The organism is Amycolatopsis sp. lyj-108 (genome assembly GCF_046549005.1).
GTDB lineage: Bacteria > Actinomycetota > Actinomycetes > Mycobacteriales > Pseudonocardiaceae > Amycolatopsis.
Genome location: NZ_JAJPWQ010000008.1, coordinates 91,768 through 107,963 on the forward strand (window position 1 = coordinate 91,768; position 16,196 = coordinate 107,963).

18 protein-coding genes are annotated in these 16,196 nt (G+C 70.0%); 8 read left to right on the forward strand and 10 right to left on the reverse strand.

Translation table 11 applies throughout. The annotated features are described in order from the left end of the window. The first annotated feature begins 109 nt into the window (after positions 1 to 109). On the forward strand, positions 110 to 1,171 hold the full coding sequence (locus ACLJO0_RS27350; RefSeq protein ID WP_410581378.1) for an NAD-dependent epimerase/dehydratase family protein: 1,062 nt from the start codon (positions 110 to 112) through the stop codon (positions 1,169 to 1,171). 71 nt (positions 1,172 to 1,242) lie between these two features. Further along, a complete protein-coding gene (locus ACLJO0_RS27355) occupies positions 1,243 to 2,046 on the forward strand; it encodes an MBL fold metallo-hydrolase (RefSeq protein ID WP_410581380.1) in 804 nt (267 codons plus the stop codon). 1 nt (position 2,047) lies between these two features. On the opposite strand, the gene ACLJO0_RS27360 is transcribed toward ACLJO0_RS27355, so the two are convergent. The 9 genes from ACLJO0_RS27360 to ACLJO0_RS27400 all read right to left on the reverse strand — a co-directional run bounded on the left by ACLJO0_RS27360 (position 2,048) and on the right by ACLJO0_RS27400 (position 10,036). Further along, complete coding sequence (locus tag ACLJO0_RS27360; RefSeq protein ID WP_410581382.1) at positions 2,048 to 3,214, reverse strand: serine hydrolase domain-containing protein; 1,167 nt, start codon at positions 3,212 to 3,214, stop codon at positions 2,048 to 2,050. 54 nt (positions 3,215 to 3,268) lie between these two features. Then, positions 3,269 to 4,318 (reverse strand): sensor histidine kinase, encoded by a 1,050-nt coding sequence (locus tag ACLJO0_RS27365; protein ID WP_410581384.1) that lies wholly within the window; start codon positions 4,316 to 4,318, stop codon positions 3,269 to 3,271. Next, positions 4,315 to 5,013: a response regulator transcription factor gene (locus ACLJO0_RS27370; protein ID WP_125782353.1), complete on the reverse strand. Its 699-nt coding sequence runs from the start codon at positions 5,011 to 5,013 to the stop codon at positions 4,315 to 4,317. The genes ACLJO0_RS27365 and ACLJO0_RS27370 overlap by 4 nt, the downstream gene beginning before the upstream one ends. A 10-nt stretch (positions 5,014 to 5,023) precedes the next feature. Further along, positions 5,024 to 6,376, reverse strand: coding sequence for a hypothetical protein (locus tag ACLJO0_RS27375; RefSeq protein ID WP_410581386.1), 1,353 nt, complete (start codon positions 6,374 to 6,376; stop codon positions 5,024 to 5,026). A gap of 58 nt (positions 6,377 to 6,434) precedes the next feature. Then, on the reverse strand, positions 6,435 to 7,040 hold the full coding sequence (locus tag ACLJO0_RS27380) for a cupredoxin family copper-binding protein (protein ID WP_410581388.1): 606 nt from the start codon (positions 7,038 to 7,040) through the stop codon (positions 6,435 to 6,437). Continuing rightward, positions 7,037 to 7,492 carry a hypothetical protein gene (locus ACLJO0_RS27385; RefSeq protein ID WP_410581390.1) on the reverse strand — a complete coding sequence of 152 codons (456 nt, stop codon included), beginning with the start codon at positions 7,490 to 7,492 and terminating at the stop codon, positions 7,037 to 7,039. Before ACLJO0_RS27385 ends, ACLJO0_RS27380 begins: the two co-directional genes overlap by 4 nt. A 73-nt stretch (positions 7,493 to 7,565) precedes the next feature. Continuing rightward, positions 7,566 to 8,528 carry a plastocyanin/azurin family copper-binding protein gene (locus ACLJO0_RS27390; RefSeq protein ID WP_410581392.1) on the reverse strand — a complete coding sequence of 321 codons (963 nt, stop codon included), beginning with the start codon at positions 8,526 to 8,528 and terminating at the stop codon, positions 7,566 to 7,568. Between the two features lie 26 nt (positions 8,529 to 8,554). Further along, positions 8,555 to 9,409, reverse strand: a complete 855-nt coding sequence (locus ACLJO0_RS27395) for a copper resistance D family protein (RefSeq protein WP_410581801.1) — start codon at positions 9,407 to 9,409, stop codon at positions 8,555 to 8,557. A 51-nt stretch (positions 9,410 to 9,460) separates the two neighbouring features. Further along, a complete protein-coding gene (locus tag ACLJO0_RS27400; protein ID WP_410581394.1) occupies positions 9,461 to 10,036 on the reverse strand; it encodes a hypothetical protein in 576 nt (191 codons plus the stop codon). Positions 10,037 to 10,378: 342 nt separating this feature from the next. Between ACLJO0_RS27400 and ACLJO0_RS27405 the strand changes: the two genes are divergently transcribed. The 6 genes from ACLJO0_RS27405 (at position 10,379) to ACLJO0_RS27430 (ending at position 14,437) form a co-directional block, all read left to right on the forward strand. Beyond that, the gene (locus ACLJO0_RS27405; RefSeq protein WP_410581396.1) at positions 10,379 to 10,915 is read left to right on the forward strand and encodes a copper resistance protein CopC; all 537 of its coding nucleotides are present in this window, start codon (positions 10,379 to 10,381) and stop codon (positions 10,913 to 10,915) included. Positions 10,916 to 11,060: 145 nt separating this feature from the next. Next, on the forward strand, positions 11,061 to 11,717 hold the full coding sequence (locus ACLJO0_RS27410) for a glycosyltransferase family 2 protein (protein ID WP_410581398.1): 657 nt from the start codon (positions 11,061 to 11,063) through the stop codon (positions 11,715 to 11,717). Further along, positions 11,714 to 12,358, forward strand: a complete 645-nt coding sequence (locus tag ACLJO0_RS27415; protein WP_410581399.1) for a DUF2064 domain-containing protein — start codon at positions 11,714 to 11,716, stop codon at positions 12,356 to 12,358. Before ACLJO0_RS27410 ends, ACLJO0_RS27415 begins: the two co-directional genes overlap by 4 nt. Next, positions 12,355 to 12,963 (forward strand): methyltransferase domain-containing protein, encoded by a 609-nt coding sequence (locus tag ACLJO0_RS27420; protein ID WP_410581401.1) that lies wholly within the window; start codon positions 12,355 to 12,357, stop codon positions 12,961 to 12,963. The genes ACLJO0_RS27415 and ACLJO0_RS27420 overlap by 4 nt, the downstream gene beginning before the upstream one ends. Beyond that, positions 12,960 to 14,027 (forward strand): molybdopterin-dependent oxidoreductase, encoded by a 1,068-nt coding sequence (locus ACLJO0_RS27425; protein ID WP_410581402.1) that lies wholly within the window; start codon positions 12,960 to 12,962, stop codon positions 14,025 to 14,027. The genes ACLJO0_RS27420 and ACLJO0_RS27425 overlap by 4 nt, the downstream gene beginning before the upstream one ends. Further along, complete coding sequence (locus tag ACLJO0_RS27430; protein ID WP_410581404.1) at positions 14,024 to 14,437, forward strand: hypothetical protein; 414 nt, start codon at positions 14,024 to 14,026, stop codon at positions 14,435 to 14,437. The genes ACLJO0_RS27425 and ACLJO0_RS27430 overlap by 4 nt, the downstream gene beginning before the upstream one ends. Before the next feature lie 317 nt (positions 14,438 to 14,754). Here ACLJO0_RS27430 and ACLJO0_RS27435 read toward each other — a convergent pair whose 3' ends face one another. Then, positions 14,755 to 16,185 carry a trypsin-like peptidase domain-containing protein gene (locus ACLJO0_RS27435; RefSeq protein ID WP_410581405.1) on the reverse strand — a complete coding sequence of 477 codons (1,431 nt, stop codon included), beginning with the start codon at positions 16,183 to 16,185 and terminating at the stop codon, positions 14,755 to 14,757. Between the last annotated feature and the right edge of the window lie 11 nt (positions 16,186 to 16,196).

Genomic DNA, 16,196 nt, shown 5'->3' on the forward strand with positions numbered 1-16,196 from the left:
TCGGCTGATCTTCGCTCCCGTGGTGCCGCGGGCCACGAGTTGTGACGATTCCCTGACGTGAGCCGGGGATCCGGCGCCGCCGTCGCGGATCGCCCCTAGCGTCGGGAAGGTGCGAACACTGGTAACCGGCGGGGCCGGGTTCATCGGCTCCCACATCGCCGATCTGCTGTCCGATCAAGGTCACGAGGTCGTCGTCCTCGACACCCTCCTGCGCACCGCGCACGGTTCGTCGCGTCCGCCCGGGTACACCGGCCGCCACCGGTTCCTGCGTGGCGACGTCACCGACGCGGACCTGGTCGCCGAATCGCTGGACGGCGTCGAGGCGGTCTGTCACCAGGCTGCCGTCGTCGGGCACGGCGTCGATCCGTCCGACGCGCCGTCGTACGCGCTGAACAACGACTACGGGACGGCCGTGCTGCTGGCGGGGATGCACCGGGCCGGGGTCCGGAAACTGGCGCTCGCCTCGTCGATGGTCGTCTACGGCGAAGGCCGCTACGAATGCGCCAGCCACGGGATCGTCCCGCCGTCGCCGCGGAAACAGTCCGATGTGGACGCCGGACGCTTCGAGCCGACGTGCGCGACGTGCGGCGCGGAACTCGAGTGGCGGCTCGTCCCTGAGGACGCGCCGCTTCGGCCGCGAAGCACCTACGCGGCCACCAAGCTCGCGCAGGAACATCTGGCGGCGGCGTGGGCCCGCCAAACCGGCGGGACGGTCTGGGCGATGCGCTATCACAACGTCTACGGGCCACGGATGCCGCAGAACACCCCGTACGCGGGCGTCGCGTCGCTGTTCCGGTCCTCCCTCTTACGCGGCGAAGCGCCGATCGTGCTGGAGGATGGCGCGCAGCAACGCGACTTCGTGCACGTCCACGACGTGGCCAGGGCGAACGTCCTGGCGCTACACACGGACGGCCCCGAAGGTGACCTGACGCCGCTGAACATCTGTTCCGGGCAACCGCACTCCGTCGGCGAACTCGCCGAAGAACTCGCGAAGGCCTGCGACGGACCGGCTCCGAAGGTCGCCGGCGGCGCCCGTCCCGCCGACGTCCGGCACGTCGTCGCCGATCCCGCCCGCGCCGAACGGCTGCTCGGCTTCACCGCGCGAACCGGTTTCGCCGAAGGCATCGCCGGTTTCGCCACCGCTGAGCTGCGGGAACCGGTCGGTCTCTGAAACCGGGAACAGACCCGGCCCCCACCGGGTTGTCGTTCCCGGCAACGGAAATCGACTTTTTGGGGGTTTTGGTGGGCATCACCGTCGGAGACATCGAGATCGAAGCGCTCGGGGACGGCCTGATCAGGTTGCCGCTCGCGTTCTTCCCGGGTCTCGACCCCGAAGCCCACCCGGACGTCTTCGACGAGGACGGCACCGTGCACGTCCCGACCGGCGCGTACCTGATCCGCGGCAACGGCCGCACGATCCTCGTCGACACCGGCCTCGGCCCGCGCGAATTCGCCTTCCCGCCGGGGATGACGCCCGCCAAGGGCGACCCCACGCCGCCGATGGGCACGGGCGGCGACCTCGCGGCCGCGCTGGACAAGGCGGGCTGCCCCATCGACGAGATCGACACCGTCTTCCTCACCCACCTGCACAACGACCACATCGGCTGGATCGCCCCCGAGGGCGACCTGACCTTCCCTGGCGCTCAGGTCGTCTTCGGGCAACTGGACTGGGACGCCCTCATCGCGCCCACCGGGACGGGCGAATGGAGCCGTGTCGGCATGGAGACCGCCCGCGCCGCGGGGCTGACCGAGGCGATCAGCGGCGACGACGTCGAGATCGCGCCAGGGATCGTGGCGCGGCACGCCCCCGGTCACACGCCCGGCCACTACGTCCTCGACATCACCGCGGACGACGAGCGCCTGCTGTTGCTCGGCGACGTCCTGCACACGCCCGCCCAGCTGACGGACACGCGGGTGAGCTTCCTCGGCGACGTCGACCCGGATCTCGCGCTCCGCACGCGGCAGCGTTTCCTCGCCGAAGCCGAAGAGACCGGCGCGATCATCGCGCCGGCCCACTTCCCGGACATGGGTTTCCTGCGACTCTGAGCTACTTGCCGCAGAGCACCTTGTCGGTGAGCAGCTGGTCCGCCTTGTAGTAGGCCTGCCCCAGGTCGGCCTCGGAGTCCCCGTAAGTCATGGACAGTTCGAAGGTCCTGCTGCCATCCGGGGTGCTGGCCATCAGCGTCCCGTAGCCGTGGAAACCGCCCATCCCCTTGAGGACGGTGCCGCAGCTCGCTTCCTGGACGTACAACCCGAGGCCGTAGCCGCCCTTGGGGTGCGGTTTGCGCATCTCGGCCAGCAACGGGGCGGGCAGCAGCTTTCCGCCCAGCAGCGCGGAAAAGAACGTGTGGAGGTCCTTGGTGGTCGAGATCAGTTCACCGGCGCTGGACGCCCAAGAGGGGTTCTGGTTCGTGATGTCGACCGTCTTCCACTGCCCGGGCTTCTCCTCGTAGCGGTAGTAGCCGTGCGCGTGCGGCCCGGGGATCCCTGGCCACGTGCCCGGTACGACGGTGTCCCGCAGTCCGAGCGGCCGCAGGATCCGACGCTGGAGTTCGTCGCCGTAGGGGCGGCCGGCGACCTTCTCGATCACCAGTCCGGCCAGGACGTAGTTGATGTTCGTGTAGGTCCAGTCCGTTCCCGGCTCGAACAGCGGCGTCTTGGACAGCCCGAACCGCACCAGCTCCTCCGGCCGGTACGTGTGATAGCGGTTGTCCAGGAACTCCTTGCCCATCAAGGGGATTCCCGGTACGACGGTGCCGTCCGGCCGGATCGCGCCGGTGTAGTCCACCAGACCGCTGGTGTGCTGCAACAGCATCCGCACCGTGATCCGCCGGTCGAGGCCGAACTCGGGCAGGTAGCCCGCCACCGGCGCGTCCAGGCCCACCTTGCCCTCCCCCACCAGCTGCAGGACGACGGTGGACACGAAGGTCTTGGTGTTGCTGCCGATCCGGAACCGCCCGTTCGTCGGCGGCTTGGCGGCCGAACCCAGCTCGCGCACCCCCGCGCTGCCGGTCCAGTCACCTCGCGCGTCGTGCACCCGTAGCTGCGCCCCGGCGAAACCGGAGGCGGCGATCTCCTGGACCATCGCCCGCAGATCCGGGCGATCCCGTCCAGTGTCCGCGGCGGCCACTCCCGGGATGGCCCCGGCCAGTAGCGCGGCCGCCACCGCGGTGATCCCCGCCCGCCGGAAGAATGTGCTCGCTGAAGTCGTCATGGCGGCAACGATCGCCGTCCGCGCTGACACCGCGGTGACACGCTGCTGACACGGTCAGGGCATGGACAGCGGCAGCCGGACTTCGAACCGGCAGCCGGGACCGTGGTTGCGGACGCCGATGCGGCCGCGATGGGCTTCGACGAGGCCTTTCGCGATCGCCAGCCCGAGTCCGCCACCGCTCGCGAGCCCGCCGCGTTCGGGGGTGCGCGCCGTCGTCCCGCGGAACGCGACGTCGAAGACCCGGCCGATCTCGTCGTCGGGGATCCCGCCGCAACCGTCGGAGACCGCCAGCAGTGCCTCGCCGCCTTCGATGCCGATCTGGACCGCGACCGTTCCGTCCGGCGGGGTGTGCCGCACTGCGTTGGACACGAGGTTCCGCACGATCCGCGCCAGTTCCGGGTCGCTGCCGGAGACCACCGGCCACACGTCGGCGTATTCGATCATCCGCACGCGTTTCTGCTCGGCGAGCGGCACCTGCGCGGCGACGGCGTCGCTCACGACGTCGCGCAGCGGAACGGCGGCCATGGTCAGCCGCAGCGCGCCGGCGGTGATCCGCGACAGTTCGAACAGGTCACCGACCATGCCGGACAGCCGCGTGGTCTCGCCGCTGATCCGCCGCGCGTAGCCGGTGATCTCGACCGGTTCGGCGACGACTCCGTCCGCGACCGCCTCGGCCATCGCCTGGATCCCGGCCAGCGGGCTCCGCAGATCGTGGCTGATCCACGCGACCAGTTCACGACGCGACGCCTCGGCCGCGCGCTCGCGTTCCCGCGCTTCCCGTTCCCACACGCTGCGGCGCGCGATCGCGCGGCCGAGCACGAGCGCCGCGGGCACGGTCACCAGCGCGACCAGCAGGCAGACCAGCGTCATCGTGGTCAGCGCGGGGGTGAACATGAACCCGCTGATCCCGAGGACCGCGATCAGTGTCGCGAGTACCGGGATCAGCACGAGGATCGTCATCGTGCTGGCCAGCGAACCGCGCCTGAGCAGGTACAGCGCCAAAACGCCGAGCAGCACCACCGGCACCGCGAACATCAGCGCGAACGGCAGGATATGCCAGGCGTGCGCCAGCATCTCGCCGAACGACTCACCGGAGCCGATCATCGCCGCACCGGGTCGTACCGGTAGCCGACGCCCCATACGGTGGCGACGCGGACGGGTTTCGCGGGATTCTTCTCGATCTTCTCGCGCAACCGTCTCACGTGGACGGTCACTGTGGACTGATCGCCGAAGTCCCAGCCCCAGACCTTCTCCAGGAGATCGGCGCGGGAGAACGCCACACCGGGATGGGTGAGAAAGAACGCGAGCAGGTCGAATTCCCGGCTCGTCAAAGGAAGTTCCACGCCACCGATGGCCGCCTGCCGGGCGCTCATCTGCAACGCGAGGTCGCCGTCGGTGATCACACGTGCCGCCGGTTCGGGCCTCGGCATCCGCGCCCGCCGCAGGACCGAGGCCACGCGCAACGCGAGTTCCTTGGGGCTGAACGGTTTCGTGACGTAGTCGTCGGCGCCGAGCTGGAGCCCGGCGATGCGGTTCTCCTCCTCGCCGAGCGCCGTCAGCATCACGACCGGCACCTGGCTCACCTGCCGCAGGCGGCGGCACACCTCGAGTCCGTTGAGGCCGGGCATCATGACGTCGAGGACCACGAGATCGGGCCCGGTCGCGGAGAACAGCCGCAACCCCTCCGTGCCGTCACCGGCGACGTCGACGTCGAAGCCCGCGACCTCCAGGTACCGCCGGACGACGTCCCGCACGGTCTCGTCGTCGTCGACCACGAGTACGCGGCCCTGCTCTGTCATGCAGCCCACCTCACCAGCTCGTCAGCACCAGATGGTTGACCACCAGCGCCGTCGCCGCCGACGCGGCGAGCCACCACCGCCGTCCCTTCGGCGGCAGCAGCGCCACCGCGGGCAGCAGCCACACCTCGAACGGTAGCCAGATGCGTTCGACCTCCGCCTTCGACAGGCCGGACAGGTCGGCGAAAGCGATCGTCAGCACCGCGGCCAGGACGATCAGGGTGACCGGCTCGCGGAACGACCGTTTCGGCTCGGCGAGGAACTCCGTGCCCGCCCGCCGTGTCCCGGCGATCACGGCCGGGCCGATCGCGATCAGCACGGCCGCGATATCGGCCCACACCCAGTAGGAGTACGGGCGCAGTGTCGCGATCCCCTGGTAGTAGCGCTCGACCACCAGGTGATAGCCGTCGAGCCACCAGAACCCGGCCAGCGCGAACGCCACGACGACCACGGCCACGCCTGCCGTGGCGAGCAGCAGGATCCGCCACTGGCGGGTCAGCACGACGACAGCGAGCACGATCACGCCCAGCAGCACGAGGCCGTAGGAGAGAAAGAGGCCGAACCCGAGCAGCAGACCGCCGGGGAGCGCGAGGATCCGCCGCCGGGTGGCGAGCGCCAGCAGCGCGATGCCGGTCGCGGTGACACCCGCGAAGAGACCGTCGGCGGACACGCCGATCCAGATCGCGCCCGGGGTCAGGACGGCGAACGGCAGGACCGTCCTCGCGGCGTCCTGCCTGCCCAGCGCGGAGAGCGTCACCGGCACGGCGACCACGGCCAGGCAGCCGATCAGCACGACCAGCGTCGACGCCCAGGCCCCGCCGTGCAGGCCGAGCCGGTCGAGCCAGACGAAGACCAGCGTCGCGCCCGGCGGATGTCCGGAGACGTGCGTCGTCCAGGAATCCGGCTGGAAATCGAGGATGCGCGAGGAGAACTCGTTCAGCATCTTCGGGATGTCGGTGATCCCGGGAACCTCGTGCAGGTACTCGTGTTCCGTGGTGAGCCTGCCGGTGAACCCCCGCGCCCAGCCGTCGATCATCGCCAGCGAGAACGTCCACAGCAGCGCGGTCACGTAGCCGAGCGCGAGCAGCGGACGCCAGCGCAGCCGCGCGGAGAGCAAGGGACCTTTGGTGACGACCAGGAGCGCGAGCACGACCGCGGCCACCGAACCCGGCCCCACATGCGGCAGCCACAGCCCGAACAGCGGCGGCGCGAAGGCGTAGATCACCACCCCGGAACCGGGACGGTTGTAGTGGAGGCCGACCGCGATCGCGGCGGCGACCACGAGCATCGCCAGCCCGACGGCGATCAGATCGGCCCGGCGGCCGGTGCGGGAAGGGGCGGTGACTGTGGACATCACCGGCACCATAACCGCGTTTTCGGCCGCCGACGGCCCGGTGACGCCGTCCGTCAGAACTCGGTAAGACTCACCCCGCCGGCCTCGACCCGACCAGGAGCAGGCACAGCACCGCCACCGCCGTGACGATCCCGGCGATCAGCAGCATCGGGTCGAGCGACGGCTCCGAAGCCACCGCCTGCTGGGCGACGGGCGGGGCGTTCTCAGCCGAGGACGAAGGCGCGGGAGCCACCGGAGCCGCGGACACACTGCTCACCGTCGGTGTGCTCACTGTCGGACTCGCCGACATCGTCGGACGGGTCGTGGCCGGTTTCGCGGGCGCGGGAGCCGGCTGCTTCGATGGCGTCTCCGCGGCGAGCACGGTCACCGTCGCGCGCATGTCCGGATGCACCGAGCAGTAGTACGAATACGTTCCGGGCTTGGTGAAGGTGTGGCTCCACCTCTGCCCCGCCGAAAGCTGCGGACTGCGGAACGCGACGGGAGCGCTCGTCGTGACGACGTCGTGGGGCGCCTGATCGTGCTGCATCCAGGTGACCGTGTCCCCGACCCGGACGGTCAGTGCGGCCGGACCGTAAGCGTAATCCTGCATCATCACCTGCTGTGTGGCCGCTTCCGCCGGCATGGCTCGCAGGATCAGGAAGAGCGCCGCCAGCACGACACCGGTGACCCGCTTCATCGGACGAACTCGATCGCGATCTCGACGTGGATCCGGCGGACGTACCAGGGCGCGCGCCGTGGCCGGGGCAGGATTCCTTTGGCCCACAAGATGATCCGTTCTTCGTCGACATGGCGTAGCGATCCGTCGAGCACGAGTCCGCGGTTTCCGAGCCGGCCTTCGATCCGCACCCGGTTCTCGTCGACGACGAGTTCGTCGGAAGTGAACGTGAGCACACGGGTCGTGCGGCGCCTCAGGATGAAGTACCGCAACGGCCACGGATAGGTGCGCAGCGAAGGGACGTCCAGTTCGACGAAGAGCCCAAGGTCCCCCAGATAGCCCGCGGTCGCGGTGAACCTCCCACGGGCCAACGGGAAGCGCAGGAATCTGAACGACGGTTCGAGGACGCAGCGGTCCGGGCGCAGCGTGTGACCGGCCGCGGCCGGGGCGGGCAGGAGTTCGGTGTCGGACATCGCTCGTCTCCGTGCTGGGGAACGTGGATACTGGCGAAGGGCCCGGCCGGCCGCTTACCGGCCGGGCCCGCCACTAGCAGCTCGCCTGGTTCAGCAGCGGCGTGAGCACGGTTTCGAGCCACACCGTATGCGTCTTGATGTACTGGTCGAGGTTCAGCAGATCGGTGACCTGCTGGCCGAGCGACGTCTCCAGATGCGCGGATTTGACGTGCGCGACGATCGGCGCGAGCGTGTCGGCGACGACCTTGTCGGCCGACCCGTCCAGCACCGGGGCGAGGACGGTTTCCAGCCACACCGTATGCGTTTTGATGTACTGGTCCAGGTTGAGGATGTCCTGCACTTGCTGTCCAGGCGAGGTTTGCAGATGCGCCGCCTTCACGTGGTCGATGATCGGCTGGAGCATTCCCTTCGGCACGCAGGATCCCCCGCCGGGGCTGGTAGTCGGCATCGAATGCGACGAGGACGTCGGCGGCTTGCTGCTCGTCGAGGTCGGCGGCGCGCTCGTCGGTGTCGTCGGCGGAGTGCCCGCGCCCTCCACCTTGACCGAGGCCTTCATGTCCGGATGCACCGAGCAGTAGTAGGAGTAGTCCCCCGCCTTGGTGAAGGTGTGGCTGAAGGTCTGCCCCTGCTGCAACGTCGGCGACGTGAACTTCTCCGGGCCGTCGGTGATGACGACGTTGTGCGGCGCGGTGTCGTGGTTGGTCCACGTCACCGTGTCGCCGACGGCGACGGAAAGGCTCGCGGGGCTGTACTTGTACCCCATCATCTCGACGGTCTTGGCCGCCTTCGGCTCCGCCGCCTGTTCCTGGGAAAGTCCCTGGTACAGCGGAACCGCCAGCGGCCCCTGCTTGGACAGCGCGGCAAGGTCGACGGCGGCGGTCTGACCGGTGTCCGCCTGCTGCCCGCCCCGCAGGGTGGCGAGGCTGAACAGCGCGACACCCAGGGCGAGGATCGCCACCGCCACCGGCCAGGTCCGCCGCGTGGACACCGACGGCGGCGCCTCGGCGGCGGGGTTCTTGAGCTCTGGGTTGTCCATGAAGGACACTCCTTTCTGTAGGGCGGTCACCGGCCGGGGCTGGCCGTGACGAGGAGGCTCGCCGCGAGAAGGACCACGATGACGAGCGCGGTCTCGGCGGCGACGGAATAGACGAAGGGGCGGACAGTGGCGGCGTCGCCGCGCAGGACGACGGCGAAGTCCAGTCGCCGCGACACCCAGCTCTTGCTGCCCTGCGCGATAACGAGGACGAAGGCGAGAACGAGCAGCTTCACCAGCAGTGTGCGACCGTAGTCCGTTGTGGACAGTCGATCCCAGCTGCCGACCGTCTGCCACGCGAGTACGACACCGGCCACGACCACCGCGAGTACGGAGAGCATCGCCAGCCGGGAATAACGCGGTACGACGGCGGCGAGTTCTCCGGGATCACGCCGGGACAGCACCCCGAACAGCAGCACCGCGAGCCCGCCGATCCACGCGCAGATCCCAGCCAGATGCACGAGATCCGCGACCTGGGTGAGCAGCGGCCTGCCGCTCTCGACCGCGTGCCCGGTCAATCCCGTCGTGCGCAGCAACCCCAGCGTCACCACACCCGCGCCGACCCGCCACGCAGTCGATTTCGCCGCGCTCCGCCCTCGCTGCAACAGATCCGCGAGGACGACCCCGGCAAGGAGCCACAGCAACGCCTTCGCGAACCAGACGCGGCCGAACTGTGTATCGAGCACTTGCCCGAGCAGGTCCCAGTCGAAGAGGTCGGCGGCCGGGCGTTGCGCCGCCCAGGCACCTTGCAGGCCGAGCCCGGCCACCGTGCCGGCGAGACCGAGCAGCCAGCCGATGCCGACGACCTTGCGCGCACGGCTGTGTTCGGCGCCGGGCGGCCACAGGAACGCGAAGAAGAACAGGCCGCCCGCGAACAGGGTCATGCCGAAGTAGTCCACGCAGCGCGCGAGTACGTACCAGGTCTTGACCACGGCTCACCGGACCACGGGCGGGACGGGAACCGTTTCGAGGACGACCGTCCCGTCGGGCGCGCGGCAGTATCCGAGCAGCGTCGCACCGAGGCCGTCCGGCCCCGTCACCCCGAGGCCGCCGGTGACCCCGCCGAGCAACGGAAGCGCGCCGACGGTGTCCAGAAGCTGTTGCGCCACACCGGGTTGACAGGCCGGAAGCTCGGTGCCGGGCGGCGGTGGCGTCGCCGACGGCGGGCCGGGATGCGGATGCGACGGCACGGGGTCCGGTGGCGGCACCGAAGGGCTGACCTCGACACCGCCACCGGGTACGGTCGGCTCCGGCGGGGCCACCGGGGCGGGGACGCCGGTGACCGGAACCGCCGGCAGGGAAGGAACAGGGGCGGGGGCGGGCGGTTCGCCGCCGGGCAAAGGCGTGCTCGCCGGCGGCGCGGGCTGGGCGAACACCGGCGGGTTTTCCGCAGCCGCCGTCCCGGGTTTCAGCCCGAGACCCGAGGCGTACCCGACCACGATCACGACGGCGCCGGTGAGGCTCGCCGCGATCAGCTGATCACGGCGCGGGGCGATTCCTCGTAAGGCCACGAATACGTCCTCCCCTACGGGAAATTGACCGGGAAAAGAGCAGGTTCGATGGGCCAGAAGGAAACCAGTCGCCGCGTTACCCGGCATGATCGTCACATGAAGGCCAGGTAAAGGAAGCGGGCTCCGTGCCGCCGGACGGCTGTGAGTTCTGCCGCCGAATGCCCGCTCGACACGACCATTCGAGTGAAGCACCGGGATGCGCCGTCGTTCTTTCCCGAAAGCCGGTGAGTTTTCGTTAACACGGTTGTAGCGCGAACTCCCGCCGCCGCAACGCGTCCGATCCTTTCGTCGCCGACGATGGCTCCCATTCCCCGTCGTCCGACGCATTCTTGAGGGAGAACCATGTCGCTTTCCCCGCGCGGCGCCTTTGTGGCCGTCCTGGTGCTGGCGTTCACCGCGCTGGCCGGCGCCCAGCCCGCCATAGCGCACAGCGTGCTCGTCTCCAGCGATCCGGCGAAGGACTCCTCGATCGCCTCCGCTCCTTCCGTTGTCACTCTGGTTTTCAACGAGCCGCTCGACCGCGGATTCACCGAATTGGCCGTACTCGGCCCGGACGGTTCGTCGCATTGGGAAGGCGGGGCGCCGGTGGTCACCGGGGAGAAGCTGTCCGCGCCCCTGCGGCCGCTGGGAGCCGCGGGCGTCTACACGGTGAAGTACCGCGTGGTGTCCGCGGACGGCCATCCCGTATCGGGTTCGGTCCCGTTCACGCTCACCGCGGCAGGCTCCGGCACGGCCGCCGCCGATCCGGTGGTGCGCACCGACACCGCGGCCGCCCGCCCGGCGACGGACGACTCCGTTCCGTTGTGGCCATGGATCGGCGGGGCCGCGCTGGTCGCTGTCGCCGGAGCGTTCGTGGCCAGGCTGATCGCGAAGCCGTGACGGCCGGGCACCCTAACCCTGTTCCAGCCGCCAGGCCGCCCGGGGAAAGGCATCGTCAGAACTCGGTAAGAACTTCGCCGACGTCATGATTCGGTAAGCAGCGCAAGGGTTCTGGTCCGTCCATCTCGGACTTAACGTGCTGTGCGTGAACGATGACCAGGTTGACGTCGTGCTCCCCTGTCTCGACGAGGCCGGCGCCCTCCCCGGGGTGCTGGCGGCCCTGCCCGAGCGGTATCGGGCGATCGTGGTCGACAACGGATCCACGGACGGTTCCGCCGGGATCGCGGCCGGGCTCGGGGCGAGGGTCGTCCACGAACCCCGGCGCGGCTACGGCGCCGCGGTGCACACCGGGCTGGAGGCGGCCACGGCGGACGTCGTCTGTTTCGCCGACGCCGACGGTTCCCTCGACCTCGCCGAACTGCCGAAGCTGGTCGGCGGCCTCGCCGACGCCGAACTGGCGGTCGGGCGGCGGGTGCCGACCGGCCCCGGCGTCTGGCCGTGGCACGCGAGAGCCGGCAACGCGCTGATCTCGTCCCTCCTGCGGCACAAGGGTTTGCCGGTCCGCGACATCGCGCCGCTGCGCGCCGTCCGGCGGCAGGCGTTGCTCGACCTCGACGTCACCGATCGCGCCTTCGGCTACCCACTCGAACTGCTGATCAGGGCGAGCCGCGCGGGCTGGCGGGTCGCCGAGTTCGACGTGTCCTACGGTGAACGCGCGAAGGGCACGAAGTCGAAGGTCTCCGGCTCGCTGCGGGGAACCCTGCGGGCGGCCCGGGACTTCGGGCGGGTGCTGAGCCGATGACCTTCTGCCTGTTGATCGTCGCCAAAGCGCCAGTGCCCGGTTTCGCGAAGACGCGGCTCTGCCCGCCCGCGACGCCGGAGCAGGCCGCCGAGATCGCGGCCGCCTCGCTGCTCGACACTCTCGAAGCCGCCCTGCTGACCTCGGAAGCACGGGTGGTCGTCGCCATGACCGGCGAACTCGGCAGGGCAGCCCGCGGTATGGAAATCGCCGCCGTACTCCGGAAAACGGAGGTGATCCCCCAACGCGGGGAAGGTTTCGACATGCGGCTCGTCAACGCCCACGCCGACGCGCCCCGTCCCGGCGAGTCGGTGCTGCAAATCGGGATGGACACCCCGCAGGTCACCCCGGCACTCCTGGCCGAAGCCGCGAACCGGCCCGAAGATTCCGTCCTCGGACCGGCCGAGGACGGCGGCTGGTGGGCACTGGGACTCAAGGACCCGTTACACGCCAAGGCTCTCGCCGGGATCCCGATGTCGCGCGACGACACCGGCCCGCAAACCCTGCGCGCGTTGACCGAGGTGGGCCTGCGTCCCGGCAGCCTGCCCACACTGTCCGATGTGGACACGATGGCGGACGCGCGCCGGGTCGCGGTCACGGCACCCCGCGGCCGGTTCGCCCGAGCGGTGGCCGAAGTCCGGTGACCGCCTTCGACCGCGGCCTGCTCGGCCACCGCTGCTGGCTGGAACTGGCGACCGGCGAACGTGTCGACCTGCCGGTGGACCGCTGGACGGCCATCCCCTGCGACGGTGACGACGTCCTCCTCGGTGCCTGTGACGGTCCGACACTGGATGTCGGCTGCGGACCCGGCAGGCTCACCGCCGCGCTGTCCGAACGCGGTGTCGCGTCGCTCGGCGTCGACATTTCGGCGACCGCCGTACGGCTCACCCACGCCAGGGGCGCCGCCGCGCTCCACCGGGACGTCTTCGACCGGCTCCCCGGCGAAGGGCGCTGGCGGCATGTCCTGCTCGCCGACGGGAACATCGGCATCGGCGGCGATCCGCACCGCCTCCTCACACGGATGGCGGAACTGATCGGCGACGGCGGGACGGTGCTCGTCGAACTCGACCCGCCCGGGCGCGGCCTCCGTCAGGACCGCGTGCGGCTGCGCCCCGACGACGGCGCCTGGTTCACCTGGGCGTGGGTCGGCGTCGAAGCGATCGCGGAACTCGCCGCCCGCACCGCGTTCCGGGTCGCGTGGGCCACCAGCCACGGCCACCGCTGGTTCGCCTGCCTGGAGAAAGCATGAACACACCTTCGGAGCGCGTGACGTCCCGGATCGGCCTCGCGCTCGCCGTCACGTTCACCCTGTGCTTCGTCACCGGCCTGATCAGCCATCTCATCCAGCATCCGCCGTCGTGGTTCGGCTGGCCGAGCAGCCCGGTCTGGCTGTACCGGGTCACGCAGGGCACGCACGTGCTCTCCGGGATCGCGTCGATTCCCTTGCTGCTGGCGAAACTCTGGAGCGTCTACCCGAGACTGTTCGAGCGTCCGGTGCTCCGTTCGCTGCCGCACGCGCTCGAACGCCTGTCGATCCTGGTGCTGTCCGCGGCCGCCTTCTTCGAACTCGTCACCGGCCTGTTCAACGTCGCCCAGAACTATCCGTGGACGTTCTACTTCCCGCAGCTGCACTACGCGGTCGCGTGGGTGGCGATCGGGTCGATCCTGGTGCATATCGCGGTGAAACTCCCGATCGTCCGCCGCTCGGTCACCAAGCCACCCGAACCTTCTCGCCGTGCCTTCCTCCGCACGACCTGGCTGGCCGCGGGCGTCGCCGTCGTCGCGACAGCCGGGGCGACGGTTCCGTTGCTACGTAACGTTTCCGGCCTGTCCTGGCGGAGCGGCAAGGGACCGCAGGGGCTGCCGGTGAACCGGACCGCCGCGGCGGCAGGCGTACTGGTCACGTCAAAGGACCCAGCCTGGCGGCTCTCAGTGGTGACCCCCAACGGAACGAAGACCTACTCGCTGGAAGAACTCCGCGCGCTGCCGAGAACTTCGGCCGAACTGCCGATCGCCTGCGTCGAAGGCTGGAGCGAGTCCGCGCGGTGGAGCGGTGTCTCGCTGCCGGAGTTGCTGCGGCACGCCGGAAGCACACCGGGCACGCCGGTCCGCGTGTTCTCACTGGAGAAGGCCGGTCCGTACGGGATCAGCGAACTCCCCGGCGAGCACACCGCGGACGAGCTCACCCTGCTGGCGCTGGAACTCAACGGCGAAGTCCTCGACGCCGACCACGGCTTCCCGTGCCGGATCATCGCCCCGAACCGGCCGGGCGTCCTGCAGACGAAATGGGTCACCAAGTTGGAGACGCTGTGAAGACGTTGCGACTGCTGCTGTTCCTGCCCGGCCTCGGCGCGCTCGCGTGGGGCGCGGTGCTGTTCTCCGAGTATGCCTTGCCACTGCGCCCGGACGTCTTCGGAACACTCGGCTGGCTCGTCGGCGGTCCCCTGGTGCACGACGTGCTGCTCGCGCCGCTGGTCGGTGCCGTGGGATTCGCGCTGAGCAGGTTCCTCCCGGAACGCTCGCAGGCTCCGGTGAAGACGGGCGCGGTGCTCACGGGGGTGCTGACGCTGGTCGCGTTTCCGTTGCTGTGGCGGCCTTTCGGCGGAGCCGCGAACCCCGGCCTGCACGACGCCGACACCGTCACCGGCCTGCTGGTCAGCCTCGCGGCCGTCTGGCTCGGCGTGCTCGTGGCTGTGTTCCTCCGCCGAAAAGCGCGTTATTGAGGGGTAACGCAGATCGCGGGGATTCACTCGCGGGCCGTGGGGCGACCGTGCCGCGAAAGCCACTTTCGCGACCCCAGGCGTCGCGAAAGTGGCTTTCGCGACACATCTCGACCATGGGTCTCAGCAACAGCACCGGCATAGCGAAAGCCCGCTCCTCGCTACCGCACAACCTCCCAACCTTGCCTTACCCCTCAATAAAAGGGCCACGCGCGACCGGGATTGGCAGCCGGTCGCGCGTGGCCTCTGGTTCCGGCCCGCTGGGGGTTCGAGCCGGGGTTTGGTCTCGGCCGCGCACTGCGGCCGAGCGTTGGGGAGTGCTAGTTCGGCGTGACCGGCTGGCCGCCGAGGGTCACCTCGATCACCTTGCCGTCGGCGAGGGTGAACTTGACCTTGTCGTTCGGTGCCCTGGTGCGGATCTCGGCGACGAGCGCGTCCGCGTTGGGGATCGACCGGTCGTCCAGTTTCGTCACGACGTCACCGGATTTGAGGCCCGCCTTCTCCGCGGGGCTGCCCGCCGTGATCTCACCGAGCTGCGCGCCTCCGGTCGGCGCGGTCTGTACTCGCGCGCCGATGAACGTCTGCTTCGCCTGGCCGGTGTTGATGATGTCGTCGGCGGTGCGGCGTGCCTGGTCGATCGGGATCGCGAAACCGATGCCGACGTTGCCGCCGCTCTCGCCGCCCTGGCCCTGCGCGGACTTCGGGCTGTAGATCGCCGAGTTGATACCGATGACCTGGCCCGCCATATTCGCGAGCGGGCCGCCGGAGTTACCCGGGTTGATCGCCGCGTCGGTCTGCACCGCCGACATCACCGTGGTCTGATCGCCGCCGCCACCGGCGCTCACCGGCCGGTTCAGCGCGCTGACGATGCCCGACGTGACCGTGCCCGTCAGTTCGAACGGCGATCCGATGGCCACCACCGGCTGCCCGACCCGGAGATCGTCGGACCGGCCGAGCTCCACCGGGGTCAGCCCGCTGACGCCGCTGACCTTCACCACGGCGATGTCCGTCGTGGGGTCGCGGCCGACGACGGTCGCCGTGCCCTTCTTGCCGTCCTGGAACACCGCCTGGATCTGCCCGCCACCGGCGGCGACCTCGACGACGTGGTTGTTGGTCAGCACGTAGCCGTCGGTGCTGAGCACGAAACCGGAGCCCTCGCCCGCACCCGACCGCCCGGACACCTGGAGCTCGACGACGCTCGGCGACAGTTTCTGCGCCACCGCCTCGACCGAACCGGCGGGCAGATTGCCCGTCTGCTGGGCGGGTTTGGGCGCGTCGAGCGCGTTCACGGAAGAGCCGCCGGACGCGTCACCGGTCAGATAGCCGACCGTACCGCCCGCGACCCCGCCGACGACGAGCGCGATCGCCGCGACACCGGCGAGCAGCTTGCCCGAAGTGGACTTCGAGGCCTGGCGCTGCTGCGGCACCGCGTACACCGACGGACCCGGCTGGGTGTACGGCGTCTGGTGGCCCGGCACCTGGTGGCCCTGGGTGTACTGGCCCTGCGTCTGGTGCTCCTGCGCGGGCGCCTGCTGCGCCTGGGCGTGGGGCGACCACGGGTTGTACTGCTGTTCCGGGGTGTAGGCCTGCTGCGCTCCGGTGTGCGGAGTGGCGTGGCCGCCGAGCCCGGTCGCGTCAGTCTGCTGCGGGGCGGGCTGCGCCGCCCAGCTCGCGCTCTGCTCCGCGTCCGGCTGAGCGCCGGCGGGCCGCGCCTTGTCGGCGTCGTGGCCGCTGGGGTCGTTCTCGGTCATGTCTTCACCTT

Excerpts from the sequence above, each read along its gene's own strand:
- ACLJO0_RS27360 (WP_410581382.1), bottom strand. The coding sequence starts at position 3,214 with ATGACGACTTCAGCGAGCACATTCTTCCGGCGGGCGGGGATCACCGCG.
- ACLJO0_RS27365 (WP_410581384.1), bottom strand. The coding sequence starts at position 4,318 with ATGATCGGCTCCGGTGAGTCGTTCGGCGAGATGCTGGCGCACGCCTGG.
- ACLJO0_RS27370 (WP_125782353.1), bottom strand. The coding sequence starts at position 5,013 with ATGACAGAGCAGGGCCGCGTACTCGTGGTCGACGACGACGAGACCGTG.
- ACLJO0_RS27375 (WP_410581386.1), bottom strand. The coding sequence starts at position 6,376 with ATGGTGCCGGTGATGTCCACAGTCACCGCCCCTTCCCGCACCGGCCGC.
- ACLJO0_RS27380 (WP_410581388.1), bottom strand. The coding sequence starts at position 7,040 with ATGAAGCGGGTCACCGGTGTCGTGCTGGCGGCGCTCTTCCTGATCCTG.
- ACLJO0_RS27385 (WP_410581390.1), bottom strand. The coding sequence starts at position 7,492 with ATGTCCGACACCGAACTCCTGCCCGCCCCGGCCGCGGCCGGTCACACG.
- ACLJO0_RS27390 (WP_410581392.1), bottom strand. The coding sequence starts at position 8,528 with ATGGACAACCCAGAGCTCAAGAACCCCGCCGCCGAGGCGCCGCCGTCG.
- ACLJO0_RS27395 (WP_410581801.1), bottom strand. The coding sequence starts at position 9,409 with ATGACCCTGTTCGCGGGCGGCCTGTTCTTCTTCGCGTTCCTGTGGCCG.
- ACLJO0_RS27405 (WP_410581396.1), top strand. The coding sequence starts at position 10,379 with ATGTCGCTTTCCCCGCGCGGCGCCTTTGTGGCCGTCCTGGTGCTGGCG.
- ACLJO0_RS27415 (WP_410581399.1), top strand. The coding sequence starts at position 11,714 with ATGACCTTCTGCCTGTTGATCGTCGCCAAAGCGCCAGTGCCCGGTTTC.
- ACLJO0_RS27425 (WP_410581402.1), top strand. The coding sequence starts at position 12,960 with ATGAACACACCTTCGGAGCGCGTGACGTCCCGGATCGGCCTCGCGCTC.
- ACLJO0_RS27435 (WP_410581405.1), bottom strand. The coding sequence starts at position 16,185 with ATGACCGAGAACGACCCCAGCGGCCACGACGCCGACAAGGCGCGGCCC.